This window comes from Streptomyces coerulescens, assembly GCF_042657965.1.
GTDB classification, from domain to species: Bacteria; Actinomycetota; Actinomycetes; order Streptomycetales; family Streptomycetaceae; genus Streptomyces; species Streptomyces coerulescens.
Genome location: NZ_JBHSKM010000024.1, coordinates 102,126 through 122,292 on the forward strand (window position 1 = coordinate 102,126; position 20,167 = coordinate 122,292).

Here is a 20,167-nt window from a genome sequence, read left to right on the forward strand (position 1 = left end):
TCACGAACGCATTGTGACCGGGCGGTAAAGAGCCACTATGCCGGTTTTGTGGCCTATTCAACTGTGTGGGATGTGACGACCGTGGTCGTGGCCCGCCCATCAGGCGGCCATGCCCTCCGCCAGTGCGCTGTGCAGTCGCCGGGCCTGGGTCACGAGCCGCGACGAGCCACGGCGCTCCGCGGTCCCGGCCAGATGCGGCAGTTCCCCGTGTGCCCCCGTCCGTTCCGCGCATTCCGCGGCGACGGCCAGGAGATCCGCGAGCCCTCGTGCCGGAGCGGCCTTCTCACCCGTCGCGAGGTCCGCGAGCAGGATGGGCAGCGTCTGCCGGAGCACCGACCACACGGTGGCGTTCGCCCCGGTGGCCGCCGCCGTGCGCACCGACTCCACCAGTCGCGACGGCTTCACCGCGCCGCGTCGCACCAACTGCCCCAGATCCGCGCCCAGCCGGTCCGCGTCGAGCTGTCCCCGCGCCGCCAGCACCAACAGCGCGTCCACGGCGGCGAGCCGGTCCTCCGGATGCCGGGCGCCGAGCCCGTACGCCACGCACAGGTGCACCGCTTCGCCCGCCTCGCCGCCCGATTCGGCCAGCTGCGGAAGTATCGCCGCTTCTCCCCGGGAGTCGTCGACGGCGACCTCCGACAGATCGCCCACCATCCTGACCGCCACCAGCTCACGCTGTTCCGGCAGCACCGCCAGCCAGTGCGGCCGCATGCCCTCGCTCCAGTGGTAGCAGCGCCAGCGGTCCCCGAAGACACTCACGGCCTGCCCCAGCGGGCGCATCCCGGGCGGGAAGTCCGCCTGGAACTCGGCGATCTCCCCGGACTCGACGAGTATGCGGTTCCGTGAAGTCCGTCGTCGGAACGCGGGCGCCGTGAAACCGCCGGCGAGCAGCCACTCGGCGAGACGCGTCCCCTCCGCCGTGCCGAGCGCCGCCGCACGCTTCACCGCCTCCTCGGCCGGCGCACGCTCGGCGCAGCGGACCCGCAGCAGCGCCTGCGCGAAGTCGGCCGCCGACACCCGCGCCCCGAGTCGCCGGTACTCGGCGAGACGCGCCACCAGTTCGTCCGGCTCCAGCAGTCCCGTGCCCCAGGTGGGCGTGGACAGCAGGAACGGCAGGGGTTCGGTACGGATCCGGTACGCCACTTCCCACAGACGGGTCTCGAAGGCCCGAGTGAGCGGACTGTGGCCGCACTCGCTGGTGGCGGTGCCGTGCTGGAGGGTGTGGTGCAGCGTGTTCGTCCGCACCTTTCCCCGCAGGGTCGCCAGGACCAGTTCCAGTCCCTGAGCGGGGTTGATCAGGCCGTGGTACCGGGTGAAGTAGTCGTCAGCCGTGGCGGTGTACCGCGGCTCCGGCTCCGCCCACCAGCGTTGCGCGATGACGGGTTCCAGCGCCTCCAGCAGAGCGTGCGGGTCGCCGTACGCATGACGTACGAGCCCGTCCAGCGCCCGCTCGAACGTGGCGACATCACCGCCGGAGACGAGCAACGCCCCGACTTCCTCGGCGAGTTCCACCGCCGACTCGGGCGCGGGCGCCAGCCGCACCGTCGCCGGCGCGGGCGGCAGCACCTCCTCGTGCGCCACCGGCTGCGACGGCACGGGTGAGGCGCCCAGGCTCTCGGCCGCCCGCTTGCGCAGCGTCGGGATCAACTGGTCCGCGGCGATGGCGAGTTCCTCCCGCACCTCGGCGGCGCCGGCCTTCTTGACATGTCGCTCCACCAACTTGAGCGCCCGCTCCTGGATCTCCGTGTCCTCGTGCCCGAAGGCCTGGGCGACGGCGGGCAGCAGTTCCCCGGCGGTGGCCGGATCGCGGGTGATCACCTTGCCGAGCAGGACCAGTTGGGCGCGCACGAGCTTCTTCTCGGTGCGGAACAGGACGGAGCCGGACATCTCGGCCAGTCGGCGGGCCCTCACTTCACCGTCCAGGGCCAGCGACGCCAGCACCGACTGCGCGTGCGACGCCACCACGGACGCGGCGTCGGCGGACAGCGCCAGCCAGTCGGCGATGTGCTCCCGTCGTTCCTCCCGGGTCAGGTCGAGTGCCTGGAGCATCCGCAGGAACACCCGGTGGTCGGCGGCCGGACCGCCCCGCAGCAGCCGGGCCAGACACGCGTCGACCGTAGCCTTCCGGTCCAGTACGCCTTCGACGGTGAGCCGGGCGATCGCCTCGTTCCAGCTGTTGTCCCCCTCCCTGGCGGTCCAGGCCAGACGGCTGCCGATGTCGTTCGTTTCGAACAGCGCCGCCGTGAGCCGGGCGAGGTGCGGGTCCTTGCGCAGCCGGGCCAGGACCGTGTCACCGCGCTGCCAGACATGGCCGATGTGCGTCACCCAGCCGTGGACGTAGGCCTCCGTCGTCGGAACCTGGCAGCCGGAGAGCCGGACCAGCCCCGCCATCAGCTCGTACGGCACCCGCGCGGTCGGCGGACGCTCGGCGATCCGGTGCGCCACGTCGCCGAGCCAGCCCGGAGCCCGGTCGCCCAGGACATCGATCAGCACGCCCGGCGACGCCGGCCACCAGCGCATGTCGGAAGCGGCCAGCCAGCTCGCCACCCCGGCCGCACCGGTCTGGCAGGCGGCCCCCGCCGCGTGCAGGGCGGGGTAGGCGCGGCGCGCCTCGGAGGTCCACTGATCCGCCCGCAACTCCTTGCGCAGCGCCCTCAACTCCGGGAAGAACGCCCGCCGTTCCGCGTCCGTCATCCCGTCCAGAAGGCTCACGACCTCAGCCGTCCGCCCCGCTCGCACCGCGTCCATCAGTGAAGTCATCGCGCATCCCCCTCGACTCGTGCCATGTCCCGCTCCGCCGCGGCGTCGCCCCGCCGCACTATCCGTACCGCCAGCGCGTGCTTGCACGGTCCGCGCCCGCCGCGGTACTTCGCCCACCACAGACAGCTGCAACTGAGCACCCCCGCCTCGTCCCGCACCCGGTGCACATGGCCGTCCTCGGCCGTCACCGTCCCGAGCGCTCCGTCCAGCACGACGGCACCCGCCGCCACCAGGGCCCGCGCCGAGCGCAACCGGGGATTGTGCCGCTCCACCCGCTCGGCGTCGTACGGCAGCTCCCGGTGGAAGTAGGCCGCCTCCGCCGTGTCGTAGCCGACCCGGCCCGAGGTGCCGAGGCGGATCAGGGCCGCCCGGACGCGTTCGGGTGTCAGGCCCGAGGCCGACGCCAGGTCGGCGACGTCCACGCGGGGCTCCCACGCGAGGAGTACCGCGATCAACTCCGCGTCCTCGGCGGCCTCGTCGGTGGCCAGCGCGTCCAGGACGCCGCCCTCGCCGGAGAAGCCGCGTGAGGCGTCGGGCGACAGCGTCAGTGTCAGCCGCATGCCGGGCAGGACCACCTCCCAGGCACTCGCCGTGGCCGCCGCGCCGCCGGTGACCGCGGGGCCGTACACCCGCAGCGCCGTGGCGTGCCGCAGCACCCGCTGGAGCGCGACCAGCCGCTCCGGACCCGGCAGGCAGACCGCGCCGGGCACCGCGCGCGTGGTCGGCCGCAGCGTGTTCCCCGACGGCACCACCCACCGCGGGCCTGCCGAGGCGGCGCGCCCACCGCCGCGCGGCAGCGCCCGCAGGAACCGCACCGCATCGGCGGCCGGCAGCTCGGCCCGCAGATCGAAGCCCGCCGCTGTCACCTGCGCCTCCGCGAAGCCGCGCAGCCAGCGGTCCGGGAGCGGCACCTTCTTCTCCACGACCGGCCCGTCCAGCGTCGTCACCGCCAGTTCCTCGGGGCCCACCCGCAGATGCAGCGGATCGTCCGAGCCGATCCTGGACAGGGCCTCGCGCAGCGGGTTGTTGACGTCGACGTTCGTCGTGCCGTGCCCGACCTCGCCGCCGTCCAGGCCCGGCTCCAGCACGTCCAGGCGGGCGTACACTCCGCAGCAGCCGGAGAACGACTCGAAGCGCAGCCGGTCGCCGTTGCCCGTCACCACCGGGTCGAGCGAGGCCCGCAGCTGCTGCTGGTAGTACCGGGCGGCCGCCACGTCGGCCACGGCGAGCAGCGCCGCCGAGACCACCTGAGGAGACGTCAGAAAGCCCGCGAAGAACTGCGGATGGTCCTTCACCCCCGTGGGTGTCGCACCCCGGGAGGTCTCAAGACCGAGCAGCTGTCCGCCCGCTGCGGACTCCAGCACGGAAGGTCGCCGATAGGCCACGGCCTGCAAAGATCGCGTCATGGAAAAACCGTAGAGGCGACCACTGACAATCGGCCCTGAACTGCGAAGGCGCCCTGTCGGAGGGCTGATTGGGGACCCGGTCCCCGACGTGCGAGTGCCGCGCACCAGGGGATGACACAGGTGCGCGGCACTGCCACGAGAGTACGGGACCTACTGGCCGACGCGCCCCGGCTGGAGCACCTGGGTGAACAGCACCGTGCCGTCCTGCTCGCGCAGCCGTACCGTCAGCTCGCCGCTGTGACCGTCGATGTCGACCTCGCCGAAGAACTGGTAGCCGCCGGCGGGGGAGACGTTCGCGGTGGTCGGCGCCTTGATGAACACCCGCTCCGGGCCGAAGGTGCTGTCGAGCGTGTTGGCGGGAAAGCCGCCCGCGTTGAGCGGGCCCGAGACGAACTCCCAGAACGGCTCGAAGTCGGAGAAGGCCGCCCGCGACGGCTGGTAGTGCTGGGCGGAGGTGTAGTGCACGTCTGCCGTCAGCCACACCGTGCCCGTGATCCGCCGGTGCTTGATGAAGCGGAGCAGCTCGGCGATCTGCAGCTCACGGCCGAGCGGAGCACCCGGGTCGCCCTGCGCGACGGCCTCGATGTTCGGTTTGCCGTCGCCGGTGTCCGGCACGACCAGGCCCAGCGGCATGTCCGAGGCGATCACCTTCCACACCGCCCGCGAGCGGGACAGCTCTCGCTTGAGCCACTTCAGCTGCTCGGCGCCGAGGATGCCCTGCGCGTCGGTGGCCTGGTCGTCCGTGGAGTTGGCGTTGCGGTAGGTGCGCATGTCCAGCACGAACACGTCCAGCAGGGGCCCGTAATTGACCGTGCGGTACACCCGGCCGTCGGGGCGGCGCAGCGTCGAGACCGGGAAGTACTCCGAGAACGCCTGCCGGGAGCGCGCGGCGAGGACGTCGACGTTCTTCTCCGTGTAACGCGAGTCGCCGAGGATCTCGCCGGGGTACCAGTTGTTCGTCACCTCGTGGTCGTCCCACTGGATGATCGAGGGCACCTGGGCGTTGAACCGCTTGAGGTTGTCGTCGAGCAGGTTGTAGCGGAAGTTCCCGCGGAACTCGGTCAGTGTCTCGGCGACCTTGGACTTCTCCTCGGTGGTGATGTTCCGCCAGGTGCTGCCGTCGGGCAGCGTGACGGACGGCGCGATCGGGCCGTCGGCGTAGATGTTGTCGCCGCTGCACAGGAAGAAGTCCGGATCCAGCGCGCCCATCGCGTTGTAGATGGTGTAGCCGCCGAACTCGGGGTTGATGCCCCAGCCCTGCCCGGCCAGATCGCCCGACCAGACGAACCGGACGCCGTCGCGCCGCCGCGCGGAGGCGGTGCGGAACGTACCCGTGACCGGCTCGCCGGTGCGGCGCGGATCGTCCGGGTCGGCCAGCAGGACGCGGTAGTGGATCTGCTCGCCGGACGGCAGACCGCGCAGCCGGGTCGTGCCGGTGAAGTCGGTGTCCGCGCCGAGCAGCGGGCCGTGCCATCTGCGCGGGTTGCGGAACGACTCGGTCGCGGACGTCTCGACGATCATCCGCGCGGGGCGGTCCGAGCGCACCCAGACCAGACCCGAGTCGCGGGTCACGTCGCCCGTCTGCACACCCCAGCCCGCCTTGGGACGGCCCGAGAGGGCGAACGCCGGTGCCGAGCCGAGTGCCGTGGGCAGGGTCAGGGCCGCCGACGCGGCGAGCGAGCCGCGCAGGACGCTGCGGCGGCCCGGGAACGGACGGTGTGACATGGAGGCCTCCAGTGGCGGGATCCGGCCAGTGTGCAGAGCCACAACTACTGGTGCGCCGCAGCGCACACGGAAACCACAAGTGAACAACTGACCGCATGGGCAGGGAACCGACACGACGGCCGTTGTGAGCCGCTGATTACCGGCCTCGTCATCCCGCCCCGCCGCGACAGGCCGGGCCATCCCTGCCACCGGCTTCGTCAGTCCCGCCCCCGCCGCGACAGGCCGGGGTCGTCCCTGCGTACCGGCTTCGTCAGTCCCGCCCGGCCGCGACAGGCCGGGGTCGTCCCCGCGTACCGGCTTCCTCAGTCCAGCCCTTCGGCCACCGCCCGGGCCATCAGCCGTACGCCGTCCCGGATCCGCGCGGGCGACAGGTGGGCGTAGCCCAGCACCAGCCGCACACCCCGCTGCTCGTCCCGACCGTTGCCGTGCTCGTTCCCGGTGCGCGCGTGTGCGTAGTCCGTCAGGGGCCGTACCGCCACACCGGCCGCCCCCACGCGCGTGAGGAACCGCTCCTGTGGGCCGTACCGCTCCGGCAGCGCGGCGATGACGTGCAGACCCGCGGCGATGCCGGTGACCTCCGCGCCCGGGAAGTGCGCTTCCAGCGCGGCGACGAGGGTGTCGCGGCGCTCCCGGTACGCGCGCTGGCAGCGGCGCAGCTGGCGGTCGTAGTCGCCGCGCTCCACGAACCGGGCGAACAGCGCCTGATCCAGGGTGGGATGACCGAGGTCCATGGTCCGTTTGCGCTCGACGACGTCCTCGGCGAGCGCCTCCGGTACGAGCAGCCAGCCGAGCCGCAGCCCCGGCGCGAGGGACTTGCTGATCGACCCGGCGTAGGCGACCCGCTCCGGGTCGAGGCCCTGGAGCGCGCCCACGGGAGCGCGGTCGTAGCGGAAGTCGCCGTCGTAGTCGTCCTCCAGGACGAACCCGTCGACGGACCGTGCCCAGTCGAGGAGTTCGGCACGGCGACCGGCGGAGTAGGCGATTCCGGTGGGGAACTGATGGGCCGGCGTCGTGACGACCGACCGTACGCCCGACTCCCGCAGCGCTCCGACGGCGAGCCCCTCGTCGTCCATGGGCACCGGCACGGTGGCGACGCCCGCCGCGGCGTAGAGGGCGTCGTGCTGCGGGCTCCCGGGGTTCTCCACGGCGACCTCGCGCAGCCCGCGCGCGTGCAGCACGAAACCGAGCACGGTCGTCGCCTGCGACACCCCGGAGACGATCACGATGCGCTCGGGGTCCGCGACCACCCCCCGCCGGCGCGCCAGCAGCTCGGCGAGCGCCGTACGCAGCCGGGGCAGCCCGCGCGGGTCGGGATAGCCGAGTTCGTGGTGCGGCAGCTCGGCCAGCACCCCACGCTGCGCCGCGGCCCACGCTGCACGCGGAAACAGCGACACGTCCGGCGTCCCGGGAACGAAGTCGGCCCGCGCGCCGGTGGTGCGCGGCGCGAGGTCATGCGCGCGCGGCCGGGCGGCCCGGACCGCGTCGCCCACCCAGGTCCCGGCACCCCGGCCGCTGCGCAGATAGCCCTCCGCCGTGAGCTGCTCGTACGCCTCCGTGATCAGCCCGCGCGACACCCCGAGGTCGGTGGCCAGGTCCCGGCTCGACGGCAGCCGCGTCCCCGGCACCAGCCGCCCCGAACGCACCGCCTCCCGCAGGGCCGCCTGAAGCGAACGCCCACGCGCACGTGCCGGCGCCGAGGCTGCGGGCAGCAGCAGCTCCCAGGCGGGGGACCCGGCGGCCGGGTCCTGATTGGTCTCCGATGCCGTCATGAAAATGGACCTTAATGCGGACCGCGGCGCTTCCTAGCGTCGCTGCCATGAACGCCACCACCACCCGCGGAGCCCTGCTCGCCGCGCTCGCCTGTGTCCTCGTCGGAGGGTCCTTCACCGCCAACAGCCTGCTCGGCGACTACCCGTACGCGGGCGGCCAGTTCCTTCGCTACGGGCTCGCGTGCCTGCTGCTCCTGCCGATCGTCGGGTCGGGTGCCAGGACCCGGCTCCGCGCCCTCACGTCCCGCCAGTGGGCACGCCTCGCGCTCCTCGCGGCCCTCGGCATGGTCGGCTTCAACCTCGCCGTCATCGCCGCGGAGCGCACCGCCGAACCGGCCGTGCCCGGCGTGTTCGTCGGCTGCGCACCCCTCGTCGTAGCTGTGCTCGTGCCCCTGCTGGAGGGCCGCAGGCCCCAACGCGTCGTCCTGAGCGGCGCGTTGTTCGTCGTGGCCGGCGCCTGCACGGTCCAGGGCTGGGGGCGCACGGACGGCACCGGCATCGCCTTCTCGGTGTGCGCGCTGGTCGGCGAGGTGGGGTTCGCGGTGCTCGCCGTGCCCGTCCTGCGACCGCTCGGCCCGCGTCTGCTGTCCGCCACCGTGTGCGGCGTCGCGGCCGTCGAGTCCGCGGTGGCCGGGGTCGCGCTCGACGGCGGGGGCTGGCTGCGCCGACCGGACGCCTCCGAGATCGCGGCCCTGCTGTGGCAGGCGGCGATCGTCACCGTCGTCGGCTTCGTGTGCTGGTACATGGGCATGCAGCGGATCGGCGCCGAACGGGCCACGCTGTTCTCCGGGCTCATCCCCGTCGCCGCCGCCTGCACCGCACCCCTCGTCGGCACCGGCTCCTACGGCGTTCCGCAGGCCGTGGGCAGTGCGCTGGTCGGCGCCGGAGTCGCCCTGGGATGCCGTACGCGCCCCTCGCCCCCGCGATACGAGGGGTCGCCTCAACTGGTGCGTAAACAGGTATGAAAGCCCGCAGAGAAGGGTGGGCCGACCCCCGCCCCTCGTGTCGCCCGCGCATTCCTGGAGCCCCGTGGACGCCAAGAACCGATTCGAGACGAAGACCACCTTCGCATTCTCGCGAATGGAATGGCTGGCCTTTCTGGTCGTATCCCTGGTGCTCGCCTTCCAGCACCTTTCGGAGATCCGCTGGGGCGTGTTCGTGGCGCTTTTCGCGGTGATCGACGTCATCGGCTACATCCCGGGTGCCATCGCCTACCGGCGCAGCCCGGACAAGCGCATCGCACGCGGCTACTACGTGGCCTACAACACGATGCACAGCCTGGTCACGGCAGGTGTCATCGCCGGCGTGTGGACCTTGTCCGCCGGACCGGAATGGGCTCTGCTGGCACTGCCCATCCACCTCCTGGGAGACCGGGCCCTGTTCGGGAACTCGTTCAAACCATTCGGTGTCGCCTTCGAACCGGAAATCCATCCCGCCTATCGTCTCTTCGAGCAGCAGTACCGGACTGCCGTCGTCGAAGAGGCCCGGCGTCAGGAGGAGGGCGCGCATGCCGTCCGTGCTTGACACCCTCACCGAACACAGCGACAACCCCAGTTGCTTTCTCGCCCTCAACAGCGGCAACGAGTACTTCCATGACGGATCGATCGACGGCGTGTGCGCCTATCGCCGCTCCGGGCGCCATGTCCTGCAGTTCGGCGGACCGTTCACCGCCCCCGAACACCGGGCGCGGCTGCTGGACTCCTTCGTGACGTACGCCGGACGCCGACTGGTGGCCGTACAACTCCAGCGCGAGGACGCGGAGCTGTACGCCGGACACGGCTTCACGGTGAACCAGATCGGGGCGTCGTACGCGGTCGACCTGGCCCGGTTCACCCTGCGCGGCTCACGCTTCGTACGACTGCGGAACAAGATCTCGCGGGCGAGGCGAGCCGGTCTCGACGTGGCCGAGGTCCAGCCCGGCGACGACTGCGCTGAACTGGACCGGGTGGACGAGCCCTGGCTGCGCGAGAAGGGCCGGCACGTCAAGGAGCTGCAGTTCCTCGTCGGCCAGCGGACCGGGCCGCTGCAACGCCACCGTCGGCTCTTCGTCGGCCGCGTCGACGGCGAAGCGGTCGGCTACATCAACTACTCACCCGTCTACGGCAGCCGCCCCGGCTGGCTGCACGACCTCAGCAGGCGCCGCCCCGATGCCCCGCCCGGCGTGATGGAGGCGCTCAACGCCACCGTGATGGAACAGCTCGTCGCCGACGGCGCCGCCTGGCTGCACTTCGGCTTCACCCCGTTCACCGGGCTGGAGCAGGAGCACGAAGTCCCGGGCCACAGCCGGATGTTCGCCCGCTTCGCGCGGCTGCTCGCCGAGCGCGGCAAGGCGATCTACCCCGCCCTGTCACAGCTCGAATACAAGGAGAAGTGGGCCCCGCACGCGGTCCTTCCGGAGTACATCGCCTTCCTGGGCACACCGCGCCTGCCCGCCGTGTGGCAACTCCTGCGCGCCACCAACGCCGTCTGACCCGTCCGGCCCGGCGAGCGCCGCCGTACGGCCCCATCCCGTCGGGCAGCCCGCCCGTGCCGCCGTAAGCCCGAGAACGACCCCCCACCCCGGAGGACCGCATCCGCATGAGATTCCTCGAGCGTGAACGCACCATCCTGGCCAAGCTGCTGCCCGACCTGGACACCGCCCTGTGTGAGACGCCGCTCATGGAGCTGGAGCGGCCGGGCAGCCCCGGCATCCGGTTCTTCCGGGACAGCGGCGGGCCGGGACTGCTGGTCCCGGAGCGCCATCAGGGCCGGGGAGCCACGGCGTTGGACGCGGTGCGCGTGCAGCGGGCCATCGGCAGCCGCTCGCCGTCGCTGGCCGTGGCGACCACCATGCACCACTTCTCCATGGCCACGCTCGTCGGTCTCGGCGACCGCGGCGAGGGACAGGGACTGGAATGGCTGCTGATCGAAGGCGTCGCGGCCGACAACCGCATCATCGCCTCCGGATTCGCCGAGGGCCGCCGCGGCGCGGGCATCCTGGAACCGACGATGACCGCCGAGGTCACCGAGGACGGCGTACGGATCAGCGGCGTCAAACGGCCGTGCAGCCTGGCCCGCTCCATGGACGTGCTCACCGCGAGCGTCCTGGTGCCCCGCGAGGACGGACCGGGCGACGAACTCGCGGTCGCCCTGGTGCCCGCCGAGAGCGAGGGCGTCAGCGTCAGCGGCTTCTGGTCCAGCGCCTTCCTGGCCGGCGCCGAGAGCGACCAGGTCACCCTCAACGACGTCGTCGTACCTGCGGAGTTGCTGCTGCGGACCGCGGCCACCGCGCAGGGCGGCATCGACGAGCTCCAGACGGCCGGTCTGATCTGGTTCCAGCTGCTGATGACGGGCAGCTACCTCGGCGCGGCCTCCGCCCTGGTCGAACGGGTGCTGCTCAACGACCGCATCCCCGAGCACGAGCGGGTACGGCTCTTCGTCGAGACCGAGGCGGCGGCGGCCGCCGCCGAGGGCCTCGCCCGCGGTGTCGACGCCGGCGACCTCGGCGAGTCCGTGCTCGCCCAGGCACTGTACGTCCGCTACGGCGTCCAGGACATCATCGCCCGCGTCGCCCCGCGCGCCGTCGAACTGCTCGGCGGGCTCAGCTTCATGACGTCCGACGAGGTCGGCCATCTCGCCGCCTGCGCCAACGGACTCTCCCTGCACCCACCGTCCCGGGCCAGGATGACCGGCCCCTTCGCCGACTATCTGGCCGACCGGCCGCTCGCGATCGCCTGACCGGCGCCGCCACCCACCGAACCCGTGCCGGCCGAGACCTGTTGGGGGAGCCCACCCATGCCGCGACACCTCCCGCGTCCCACCGTCCAACCCGCACCCAGGACCAGCGCACGCGACCGCCCGACCCTGCTGCTCACCGGAGGCAGCGGCGTCCTCGGACGAGCCCTGATCGAAGAGCTGGCCGCCGACTTCGACCTGCTCTGCCTCGTCCGCAACCGCCCACTGGGCGACCCCCGGGTGCGCGAGCTGCGCGGCGACCTCCTCGCCCCCCGCCTCGGCCTGAGCCGGCTCGCCTGGCACGAACTCGCCCTCGAGGTCGACGTCGTCCTGCACTCCGCCGCCGAGACCAACTGGCGTATGCGGCCCGCCGACATCGAGCGCACCAACATCCACGGAACCGAGGTCGTACTCGACCTCGCCGCTCGCGCCGACGCGCCCCTGTACCTGGTCAGCACCGCGTTCGTGGCCAGCACCCCGAGCGAGGAGGACGCGCGGCGCTTCCCGGGAGCCGCCGCCTACCTGGCCTCCAAGACCAGGGCCGAACAACTGGTCCGCGAGGCCGACCTGCCCGGCGCGATCATGCGCCCGTCCGTCGTCATGGGCGACTCCTCGACCGGCCGGATCGCCGGGCAGCAGGGCCTGACCAAGACCATCGGCTCGATGGTGCTCGGGCAGGTGCCGGTACTGCCCGGCGCGCCCGACGCCCGCGTCGACATGGTCCCGCAGGACTACGTGACCCGCGCCATCGGGGACCTCGTCCGCGGCGGGGTCGGCAGCGGCGAGTTCTGGCTCACCGCGGGCAAGGAGGCACCCCGGCTCAGCGAGATCGCGGACACCTGCGCGGAGTTCGCCGTCCGCCGCGGCCTGCCCGCACCGCAGCGGCCGCGGCTCATCCCCGTCGAGGCGGTGCACCGGCTGCTGCTGCCCATGCTGGAGGGCACCGCCCTGCCCGAGGCCACGCGCCGCAGGTTCCAGCACTACGCCGAGCTCCTGCTGGTCTTCCAGCGCGAGCTGCCCTTCGACACCTCGCTCGGCCGACCGCACTGCGGCACCCGGCTCAGCCACGCCGACATCCGAGCCGCGCTCGTGCGCAACCTGGAGAGCTGGGCCGACGAGCGCCCCGCCCTCCTCACCCGTCACCGCACCGCCCGCACCGTCGCGACCCCGACCGAGGTGGCCTCATGACACGCTCCCCGGACACCACGGCCGTACGGGCACAGGAAGCGGCGACGCCGCCGTCGGCTGCGCCGGCACAGGAAGCGGCTACGACGACGCCTGTGCCGACTCAGGAAGCGGCTACGGCGACGACAGCTGTGCCGACTCAGGCCGCCGCGACGGCGACGACGCCGGTGCCGGCACAGGCAACCGAACCCACCGACGTCCTCGACCTGTATCTGCGCCACATCGGCTCCGGCCGCGCCGTCATGGGCCGGGTGCTCGGCGGTATGTCCGAGGTGCGATCCGAAGGCCCCTGGATCCACACCGACGACGGCCGCAGGCTCCTCGACTTCGGTGGCTACGGCGTCTTCCTCCTCGGCCACCGGCACCCGGACGTCGTAGCGGCGGTGCACCGGCAGATCGACGTCCACCCGCTGGCGAGCCGGGTCTTCCTGGAACCGGTCGCCGCGCGCGCCGCACAGGCCCTGGCCGCCCATACGCCGCCCGGGATGGACTACGTCCACTTCGTCAACTCCGGCGCCGAGGCCACGGAGGCCGCCCTCAAACTGGCCCGCGCGCACGGCCGCAACGCCCTCGTCACCACCCGCAAGGGTTTCCACGGCAAGACGCTCGGCGCCCTCAGCGTCACCGCCAACGCCACCTACCAGACCCCCTTCCAGCCGCTGCTGCCCGACACCACACAGGTCACGTACGGGGACGCCGGCGATCTCAAGCAGGCGCTGTCCGTCCGCCGCGACCGGGCGTGCGTCATCGTCGAACCGGTGCAGGGCGAGGGCGGCGTGCACATCCCCGAACCCGGCTATCTCACCGAAGTCGCCGCGCTGTGCCGGGAGTTCGGGGCGCTGCTCGTCGTGGACGAGATCCAGACCGGGATGGGCCGGCTGGGCACCTGGTGGGGCGTGGACGCGGAGGGCGTGCGACCGGACATGCTGCTGGCCGGCAAGGGGCTCAGCGGCGGTGTCGTACCGGTCGCCGCGCTGGTCGCCACCGCCGAGGCGTACGCCCCCTTCAGCCGCGACCCCTATCTGCACACCTCCACCTTCGGCGCGTCCCCGATCGCCTGCGCTGCCGCCCTCGCCGCCGTCGAGACCATGGAGCGCGAGGACACCGTGGCCCGCGCGGCGGCCCTCGGCGCGCGCATCCTCGCGGGTGTACGGGAGACCTGCGCGCCGTACCGGGAGCTCCTCGTGCAGGACGTGCGCGGGCGCGGACTGCTGATCGGGATCGAGTTCGCCGAGGACCGGGCCGTCGGCGAGCTCCTGCTGGAACTCATCACGCGCGGCGTCCTCGTCAACCACTCCCTCAACTCCACCCGCGTGCTGCGCCTGACCCCGCCCGCCGTGGTGGCGGACGGCGCGCTCGATCTGTTCTTCACCACCCTCGCCGAGGCCCTGCACACCACGGCAGCCCGTATGGCCGGTTGATCAGGGAACCCCACCCCGGAAAGGAACCGAACCCCCCATGCGCCATGTGGTCCTGCACGCGATCGCCGACGGCTCGCAGCCGGCCGCCGTCTACCACCGCATCATCGACTTCCGCCGCTACCCCGAACTCACCGACACCGTGCGCGAGGTCCGCGTGGACACGCTCCCGGACGGATCGGTCGTGTCGGACTGGACGGTCTCCTTCCGCGGCGGGCTGATGCGCTGGCGGGAACGCGACACGTTCGCCCCGGACACCCTCACACTCACTTTCGAGCAGCTCAGCGGCGACTTCCAGACCTTCGAGGGGAGCTGGCGCTGCGAGCCGCACGACCGCGGCACGCTCGTCGTGTTCACCGCCGCCTTCGACCTCGGCATCCCGACCCTCGCGGAGATCCTCGACCCCGTCGCCGAGTCCACCCTGCGGACCAACATCGCCCGCATCCTGGCGGGCCTGGTGGGCGCGGAGGTGACCGATGAGTGCGCCGCCACCGCTCACGGCTGACCCGTCCACGTACTACGACCCCCTGCACGACGACCCCGGCCCCGGTGCCGCCCGCTGTCTCGGCCTGTACGCCAAACTGGCCGCCGGCGTCAGCGTGGTGACCGCGCGCGGCGAGGACGGCCCGCTGGGGATGACGGTCTCCGCTGTGACCTCCCTGTCGGCCCGGCCACCGCTGCTCCTGGCCTGTCTGCGGGACGGCTCCCGCACGCTCGCCGCCGTCCGGGCCCACGGCGCGTTCGCGGTGCACCTGCTGCGCGAGGAACAGCACGACCTGGCCGACCGGTTCGCCAACCCGACCGCCTCCGCCGCCGAACGGTTCGCCGGCACGGACCTGCGGGAGGTCCTCGGCGTCCCCGTCATCGCGGGCGCGCTCGCCTGGTCGGTGTGCCTGGTGGCGGACGTACGCCGCTACGGCGACCACCACCTGGTCGTCGGACAGGCCGCCGCCGTGCACGTGGGCGGCGGGCGACCGCTGCTGTGGCACGACCGCCGGTTCCGCTCGCTGCGCGACCTCGTGCCGGAGGGCACCGGATGACGCCGTCGGCGTACGGAACCCCCGCCTGGGAGCTGCCGGACCTGCCCGCACAGCCCCCGCTGCACGGCACGGCCACGGCCGACGTGGCGGTGGTCGGGGCCGGTCTTGCGGGCCTGGCCTGCGCCTACCACCTGGCCGAACGCGCCCCCGGCCGGGAGATCGCAGTGATCGACGCCGAGGGCCCCGCCGCCGGTGCCAGCGGCCGGGGCACCGGGCTGCTGGGGCCGCGCGCCGGGCCCGCGATCGACCGGGCGGTACGCCGGCACGGGCCCTGGGCCGCACGCCGGATGTATCTGGCGAGCGTACGGGCGGTGACGGAGGTTCTGGACCTGTGCGGGCGGCTCCACGTGCCGTGCGGGCTGCGGACCGGCGCACAGATCATGGCGACGCGCGCCCCGGCCGGCCTGGCCTCGCTCGGCCGGCAGGCCGGGGCCTACCGTGCGCTGGGCCTGGACGTGCCGGAGCTGTCCGGCGCGCAGGTACGCGCGCGTGTGGGCGTCCCGTACACCGCGGGCCTGCTGCACCGCACCGCCGCCACCCTCGACCCGGCGGCCCTCACCGGCGCCCTCGCCCGCGCGTGCGCCGCCAAGGGCGTGCGGTTCCATGGGCGCAGCCCGCTGCTGGCGGTGCGCGCGGGGGAGCGGGGCGGCTGCGAGCTGGACTTCCCGCAGGGCCGGCTCCGCGCCGGCCGGGCGGTGCTCGCCGTCAACTCCGCGGCGCCGTCCCTCGGTCTGCCGGTCGGCACGATCCTGCCCCTCGAGGTGTACGCCGTCGCCACCGCGCCCGTGAGCGACGCGGCGTACGAGGAACTGGGCGGCTACGACGGGTATGCCGTGGTCGACGCCCTGCCGATGGCCCCGTACTTCCGGCCGCTCCCCGACGGCGGTCTCGTGGCCGGCGGCGGCACGGTCACCCTGCCCACCGGACTCGGCGCGCCCCGGCTGCGCGCCGCTCGGGAGCGGGCCTGGGCGTGGCTGGCCCGCTGGGTGCGGTCCCTGCATCCCGACCTGGCCCACCTGCCGGTGACCCACCGCTGGTCCGGCCGCGTCGGCACGACCGGTGACGGGCTGCCGGTGGTCGGTCCCGTCCACGGCCTGCCCGGTGTCTGGTACATCGGCGGCTGCTGCGGCCACGGCCTGGCGATGTCCGTGGCCCACGGAGCCCATGTAGCCACTGCCCTTCTGGGCGATCCGGACCCCGGTGACCCGCTGCCCTGGCACCGCTCGGCCGCCCCGCGCATGCCCGTACACGGACCCGCCCGCCCCCTGCTGCGGACCTACCTGGACGTCCTGGGGGGCTCCACGCGACGCACCTGCTGACACCCGTTTCGTCGACACGTCCCACCGACACGGAGGTCGTTCCATGACCCGACGCCCCCTCGGCAGCGGCGGCTGCCTGCCGCCGACGCTTCGGATGGGCACCGCGGACGTCGCGTACCACCTGGCCACGCGCGGCAGACCGCTGCCCCTCGCCTTCGTGTTCGCGTTCGAGGGCCGGGCACCGACCCTGGACGCCGTACGCGCGCGCGTGGCCGAACGCGCCCACCGCATCCCGGCGTTGCGCTACCGCATCGCACGGGACCGCCCGGAGTTCCGGCGCGTGGACGGGTTCGCCGTGGAGCAGCATGTGCACGAGGTGTGGCTGCCCGAGGACGCCGATGAGGCGGAGGCCGCGCGGCTGATGCTGGCCCGGCCCATGAACCTGGGTCGACGGCCGCCGTGGGACGTGTGGCTGGTCCACGGCCCCGACGGCGGCCACAGCCTGTGCTATCGCTCCGACCACGCCGTGCAGGACGGTGTCGGCGCGGCCCACACGGCTCGGGACCTCCTCGACGATCATCCCCAGGACGGCCCCCCGGCCTACGACCCCTCGTGGCCGACCGGCCGAGGTCTGGCCGGCGCCCTCGGCGACGCCGTGGGCGGCTTCCGCGCACCCACCGCCAAGCCCGCCGTCGACGGGACGAGCAGCGGCCGCACGGCGCTGTGCCGGGCACACACCCCGCTGGCCCGGCTGCGCGCCATCGGCGGTGCGCAAGGCGGCACCGTCAACGACGTCTACCTCGCCGCCCTCTCCCACGCCGTCCACACCTGGCACATGAAGGCGACCGGAACGCTCCATCCGCCGCTGCCCGTCGCGATCCCCATGTCGGTCCGGTTGCCGGGCGAGGAGTGCGCTCCCGGCAACCGGATGGTCACCGCCCGGTTCCTGCTGCCCTGTGACGAGCCGTCAGCGCACCGGGCCCTGGCCCGGGTGGTCGCGGCCACGGCCCGGCTGCGCGCGAGCCGGCGCCGCGACGCGGTCCATCTGCTGGTGGCGGCCACACCCCGGGCCCTGGGCGCCCGCCTGGGCACTCGCATGGTCAACGGCGACGTCGTCGCCGGACCGGCCAGCGGCGTCAACTTCGGAACGGCCCTCGTCCACCAGGGCATCGCATCCCGCAGCGCCGCGGTCTTCTCGGACGTGGCGTCCGGGATCCGCCTCCTGACGACGCTGACCAGCCAGCACGACACCTCCTGCTTCACGGTCGTGCACGACGCCACGCTGGCCACCGCCGACGAACTCCCGGAGCTGTGGCTGGCGGCGCTTCTGGAACTGGAGCGGGCGTAACACGCGGCTGAGGAGGAACCCCGGGCGATACGGCCCGGCGCTCCTCCTTCGTGCCGGTCACTTCGTCAGCGTGCCCGTCGTCAGGAACGCGCACTTGGCGGCGGCCTCGGTGAGCAGCGGCAGATAGGGCGAGAGTCGCCGGATCACATACGGCAGCGTGAAGAGATCGGCGACTTCGGCCTCCCAGCCCTGCTCCGCCCACCAGCCCTCGGGGTCGGCGAGCTGCCAGTGCCAGGCGATCCCGGTCGTGGACAGGGCTTCCAGGAAGGGCGCCACGAACGCGGTCGAGGCCGCCTCGGCGTTCACGCACTCCGCGCCGAACGTGCTGCCGGGCGCGGAGAGTTCCGTCATCGCGCCGACGATCGACGTCACCGCGTCCGGCTGGAGGTGATACAGGAGCGTCTCGGCCAGCCACGCCGTGGGCCGGCGCGGATCGAAGCCCGCCGCGAGCAGGTCCTCGGCCCAGGACCCGGCAGGGTCGACGCCGACCGTGCTGCGCCGTCCGCAGGTGGGGCCGGTCCCGTCCAGCACGCGGTCCTTGAACTCCAGCACCGCGGGGGCCTCGATCTCGAAGACGTGCACACCGGCCGGCCAGTGCAGCCGGTAGGCACGGGTGTCGAGACCGGCGCCGAGCAGCACCACCTGGCGGCAGCCCGAGCGGGACGCGGTGGCGAGGTGCTCGTCGAAGAATCGGGTGCGCACCACGGCCCAGTCGGGCAGCAGGCGTTGCAGCGGCCCGTCGCCGGGCGGCCCACCGCCGAACCGGGCCGCGTGCAGGAAGTCAGCGGCCCAGGGATCGAGCACGTACGGCGAGTCCCGGCCGCACTCGGCGGCGTGCGCGGCGGCCGTCCAGAGCGCGACGCGCGGAAGGCCGTACGACGGTACCGGGCCCTCGGCATGGGGTCCGGCCGGCGCCGAAGGGGGCTGCGGGCGTGCGGTCTCGGGCAAGGAGAACCTCCGTGGGGTCGGTTGGTCCGATGGGTCAGCGGGAGCGGCGGCGGGCGAGCAGATAGGCCAGCGCGCCCAGGGCGACGAGGCCGCCGGAGGGGCGTGTGGGGCGCTGGCCGCCCATCGCGGCGGTGGTACGCGGCTCGTGGACCTGCAACGCGAACTGCCGATTGGCGATGTCGCCGAGCACCCCGCGCATCTGCTCGGGGCTGGTGACCGCTGCGAGCAGCAGCTCCATGGAGTTGCGCGCGAACTGGTGCCGCCCGAGGAACTCGCGGCCCAGTGCGAAGAGGATCTTCGCGACCTCGCCCTGGAACACCTCCGGCAGTGTGATCTCGGGGGCGAGGCAGCGCACCGAGCCGTCGAGGTTGGCGAAGGACTTGCCGAGCAGCGAGACCGCAGGCGGTGAGCCGATGCCCCGCTTGGTCGCCTTCGCGAGCACGGTGGTGAGGGACACCCCGAAGTTCAGGTCCTCCAGGGACAGATGGGAGACCTTCGGTACGAAGGCCGCCATGTCGGCGGCGAACGCCGGCATGTTGGACCACGACGTCACCCGGCCCATCTCGGCCCAGTGGTGCGCGAGCCCGGCGCCGTCGTTCTGCGCCAACGTCATGAACAGCGGCAGCAGTTGCAGACTCGTACGGCGGTCCAGGCGGCCGACCATGCCCCAGTCGATCAGCGTCGCGGGTCCCCCGGGTACGGCGAAGACGTTGCCCGCGTGCGGGTCGGCATGGAAGACGCGGTGCACGAAGTACCCGTGGTACATGAAACGCAGCAGGTCCTTGCCGACCTCGATGCGCTCGGCGTCGCTGAAGTGGGCGCGGTCGATGTGCCGCACCGACTTCCCCGGGGCCAGCGACTGGACCAGGACCCGGGGGCTCGCGTGCAGCACCCTGGGCACCTCCAGCGTGCGGAAGGACCGTACGTACTGCCGGGCCTCGTCCATGTTGCGGGCCTCGCCGGTGAAGTCCAGCTCCGGCTCCATCGCGTCGAAGACGGAGCCGAGCATCGCCTCGACGTCGATGACCTCGTTGAAGCGGGGCGCGACACGGGCGACGATCCGGGAGGCCCGGCGCATCAGGGCCATGTCCGCGAGCACGCCCTCCCGGATGCCGGGGCGCTGGATCTTGACCACGGCCGGGCGGCCGCCGGGCAGCGTCACCCGGTAGACCTGGGCGAGGGAGGCGGCGCCGAGCGGGGCGACGGTGTCGATGTCGTCGAACCGCAGCTTCCAGTCGGGGCCCAGATCACCGGCGAGCATGGGTTCGAACGCCGAGAACGGCTGGACGTCCACCTGGTCGTGCAGGTTCTGCAGCTCGTCCCGGATCGATTCCGGCACCATGTCGGGCCGGGTGGACAGGATCTGACCGAGCTTCACATAGAAGGGTCCGAGGCTCTCCAGGGCGTGCCGCACGGCCTTGGCCCGCCGCTCGTCGGACCCGGCGTGGCCCGCGTCGGCCTCGGCCGCGCCCGCCTGCCCCTGTCTCGTACGTCTGCGCAGCCGCGTGGCCTGTCCGACCTCGTCGGCGACGAGACTCCCCAGCACCTTGACCACCAGCCGCAGCCGATCCCCGACGACAGACGCCATCGTGCGT

16 protein-coding genes are annotated in these 20,167 nt (G+C 73.0%); 10 read left to right on the plus strand and 6 right to left on the minus strand.

Going from position 1 to position 20,167, the window contains the following annotated elements:
- Positions 1 to 99: 99 nt before the first annotated feature.
- The 4 genes from ACFPQ9_RS29955 to pdxR all read right to left on the minus strand — a co-directional run bounded on the left by ACFPQ9_RS29955 (position 100) and on the right by pdxR (position 7,660).
- A complete protein-coding gene (locus ACFPQ9_RS29955) occupies positions 100 to 2,760 on the minus strand; it encodes a DUF7824 domain-containing protein (protein WP_380860143.1) in 2,661 nt (886 codons plus the stop codon).
- The gene (locus ACFPQ9_RS29960) at positions 2,757 to 4,166 is read right to left on the minus strand and encodes an SWIM zinc finger family protein (RefSeq protein ID WP_380860146.1); all 1,410 of its coding nucleotides are present in this window, start codon (positions 4,164 to 4,166) and stop codon (positions 2,757 to 2,759) included. Before ACFPQ9_RS29960 ends, ACFPQ9_RS29955 begins: the two co-directional genes overlap by 4 nt.
- 150 nt (positions 4,167 to 4,316) lie before the next feature.
- A complete protein-coding gene (locus tag ACFPQ9_RS29965; RefSeq protein WP_380860149.1) occupies positions 4,317 to 5,891 on the minus strand; it encodes an alkaline phosphatase D family protein in 1,575 nt (524 codons plus the stop codon).
- A gap of 302 nt (positions 5,892 to 6,193) precedes the next feature.
- Positions 6,194 to 7,660: a MocR-like pyridoxine biosynthesis transcription factor PdxR gene (pdxR, locus tag ACFPQ9_RS29970; RefSeq protein ID WP_380860152.1), complete on the minus strand. Its 1,467-nt coding sequence runs from the start codon at positions 7,658 to 7,660 to the stop codon at positions 6,194 to 6,196.
- 47 nt (positions 7,661 to 7,707) lie between these two features.
- On the opposite strand from pdxR, the gene ACFPQ9_RS29975 reads away from it, so the two are divergent.
- The 10 genes from ACFPQ9_RS29975 (at position 7,708) to ACFPQ9_RS30020 (ending at position 17,624) form a co-directional block, all read left to right on the plus strand.
- Positions 7,708 to 8,625 carry a DMT family transporter gene (locus ACFPQ9_RS29975; RefSeq protein WP_380860155.1) on the plus strand — a complete coding sequence of 306 codons (918 nt, stop codon included), beginning with the start codon at positions 7,708 to 7,710 and terminating at the stop codon, positions 8,623 to 8,625.
- A 64-nt stretch (positions 8,626 to 8,689) separates the two neighbouring features.
- Complete coding sequence (locus ACFPQ9_RS29980; RefSeq protein WP_380860158.1) at positions 8,690 to 9,184, plus strand: hypothetical protein; 495 nt, start codon at positions 8,690 to 8,692, stop codon at positions 9,182 to 9,184.
- Positions 9,168 to 10,130, plus strand: coding sequence for a bifunctional lysylphosphatidylglycerol flippase/synthetase MprF (locus ACFPQ9_RS29985; protein WP_380860161.1), 963 nt, complete (start codon positions 9,168 to 9,170; stop codon positions 10,128 to 10,130). Before ACFPQ9_RS29980 ends, ACFPQ9_RS29985 begins: the two co-directional genes overlap by 17 nt.
- Positions 10,131 to 10,237: 107 nt before the next feature.
- Positions 10,238 to 11,377, plus strand: coding sequence for an acyl-CoA dehydrogenase (locus ACFPQ9_RS29990; protein ID WP_380860164.1), 1,140 nt, complete (start codon positions 10,238 to 10,240; stop codon positions 11,375 to 11,377).
- A 57-nt stretch (positions 11,378 to 11,434) separates the two neighbouring features.
- Positions 11,435 to 12,562 (plus strand): SDR family oxidoreductase, encoded by a 1,128-nt coding sequence (locus ACFPQ9_RS29995; RefSeq protein ID WP_380860167.1) that lies wholly within the window; start codon positions 11,435 to 11,437, stop codon positions 12,560 to 12,562.
- Entirely contained in the window at positions 12,559 to 13,980 is a 1,422-nt protein-coding gene (locus ACFPQ9_RS30000; protein ID WP_380860170.1) for an aspartate aminotransferase family protein, read from the plus strand. Before ACFPQ9_RS29995 ends, ACFPQ9_RS30000 begins: the two co-directional genes overlap by 4 nt.
- 37 nt (positions 13,981 to 14,017) lie before the next feature.
- Positions 14,018 to 14,482: a type II toxin-antitoxin system RatA family toxin gene (locus tag ACFPQ9_RS30005; RefSeq protein WP_380860173.1), complete on the plus strand. Its 465-nt coding sequence runs from the start codon at positions 14,018 to 14,020 to the stop codon at positions 14,480 to 14,482.
- Positions 14,454 to 15,017, plus strand: a complete 564-nt coding sequence (locus tag ACFPQ9_RS30010; RefSeq protein WP_380860176.1) for a flavin reductase family protein — start codon at positions 14,454 to 14,456, stop codon at positions 15,015 to 15,017. Before ACFPQ9_RS30005 ends, ACFPQ9_RS30010 begins: the two co-directional genes overlap by 29 nt.
- On the plus strand, positions 15,014 to 16,336 hold the full coding sequence (locus ACFPQ9_RS30015; RefSeq protein WP_380860179.1) for an NAD(P)/FAD-dependent oxidoreductase: 1,323 nt from the start codon (positions 15,014 to 15,016) through the stop codon (positions 16,334 to 16,336). The genes ACFPQ9_RS30010 and ACFPQ9_RS30015 overlap by 4 nt, the downstream gene beginning before the upstream one ends.
- A gap of 43 nt (positions 16,337 to 16,379) precedes the next feature.
- Positions 16,380 to 17,624 carry a wax ester/triacylglycerol synthase domain-containing protein gene (locus ACFPQ9_RS30020; protein ID WP_380860182.1) on the plus strand — a complete coding sequence of 415 codons (1,245 nt, stop codon included), beginning with the start codon at positions 16,380 to 16,382 and terminating at the stop codon, positions 17,622 to 17,624.
- A 57-nt stretch (positions 17,625 to 17,681) separates the two neighbouring features.
- Here ACFPQ9_RS30020 and ACFPQ9_RS30025 read toward each other — a convergent pair whose 3' ends face one another.
- Positions 17,682 to 18,572, minus strand: a complete 891-nt coding sequence (locus ACFPQ9_RS30025) for an SAM-dependent methyltransferase (RefSeq protein WP_380860185.1) — start codon at positions 18,570 to 18,572, stop codon at positions 17,682 to 17,684.
- 34 nt (positions 18,573 to 18,606) lie between these two features.
- Positions 18,607 to 20,160 carry an ABC1 kinase family protein gene (locus tag ACFPQ9_RS30030; protein ID WP_380860188.1) on the minus strand — a complete coding sequence of 518 codons (1,554 nt, stop codon included), beginning with the start codon at positions 20,158 to 20,160 and terminating at the stop codon, positions 18,607 to 18,609.
- Positions 20,161 to 20,167 lie beyond the last annotated feature (7 nt).

What these genes read in the sequence shown, in the direction of transcription:
- ACFPQ9_RS30030 (WP_380860188.1), bottom strand. Translation starts at nt 20,160, where the DNA reads ATGGCGTCTGTCGTCGGGGATCGGCTGCGGCTGGTGGTCAAGGTGCTG.
- ACFPQ9_RS30015 (WP_380860179.1), top strand. Translation starts at nt 15,014, where the DNA reads ATGACGCCGTCGGCGTACGGAACCCCCGCCTGGGAGCTGCCGGACCTG.
- ACFPQ9_RS29985 (WP_380860161.1), top strand. Translation starts at nt 9,168, where the DNA reads ATGCCGTCCGTGCTTGACACCCTCACCGAACACAGCGACAACCCCAGT.
- ACFPQ9_RS29975 (WP_380860155.1), top strand. Translation starts at nt 7,708, where the DNA reads ATGAACGCCACCACCACCCGCGGAGCCCTGCTCGCCGCGCTCGCCTGT.
- pdxR (WP_380860152.1), bottom strand. Translation starts at nt 7,660, where the DNA reads ATGACGGCATCGGAGACCAATCAGGACCCGGCCGCCGGGTCCCCCGCC.
- ACFPQ9_RS29990 (WP_380860164.1), top strand. Translation starts at nt 10,238, where the DNA reads ATGAGATTCCTCGAGCGTGAACGCACCATCCTGGCCAAGCTGCTGCCC.
- ACFPQ9_RS29965 (WP_380860149.1), bottom strand. Translation starts at nt 5,891, where the DNA reads ATGTCACACCGTCCGTTCCCGGGCCGCCGCAGCGTCCTGCGCGGCTCG.
- ACFPQ9_RS30020 (WP_380860182.1), top strand. Translation starts at nt 16,380, where the DNA reads ATGACCCGACGCCCCCTCGGCAGCGGCGGCTGCCTGCCGCCGACGCTT.
- ACFPQ9_RS29960 (WP_380860146.1), bottom strand. Translation starts at nt 4,166, where the DNA reads ATGACGCGATCTTTGCAGGCCGTGGCCTATCGGCGACCTTCCGTGCTG.
- ACFPQ9_RS29995 (WP_380860167.1), top strand. Translation starts at nt 11,435, where the DNA reads ATGCCGCGACACCTCCCGCGTCCCACCGTCCAACCCGCACCCAGGACC.
- ACFPQ9_RS30010 (WP_380860176.1), top strand. Translation starts at nt 14,454, where the DNA reads ATGAGTGCGCCGCCACCGCTCACGGCTGACCCGTCCACGTACTACGAC.
- ACFPQ9_RS29955 (WP_380860143.1), bottom strand. Translation starts at nt 2,760, where the DNA reads ATGACTTCACTGATGGACGCGGTGCGAGCGGGGCGGACGGCTGAGGTC.
- ACFPQ9_RS30000 (WP_380860170.1), top strand. Translation starts at nt 12,559, where the DNA reads ATGACACGCTCCCCGGACACCACGGCCGTACGGGCACAGGAAGCGGCG.
- ACFPQ9_RS30005 (WP_380860173.1), top strand. Translation starts at nt 14,018, where the DNA reads ATGCGCCATGTGGTCCTGCACGCGATCGCCGACGGCTCGCAGCCGGCC.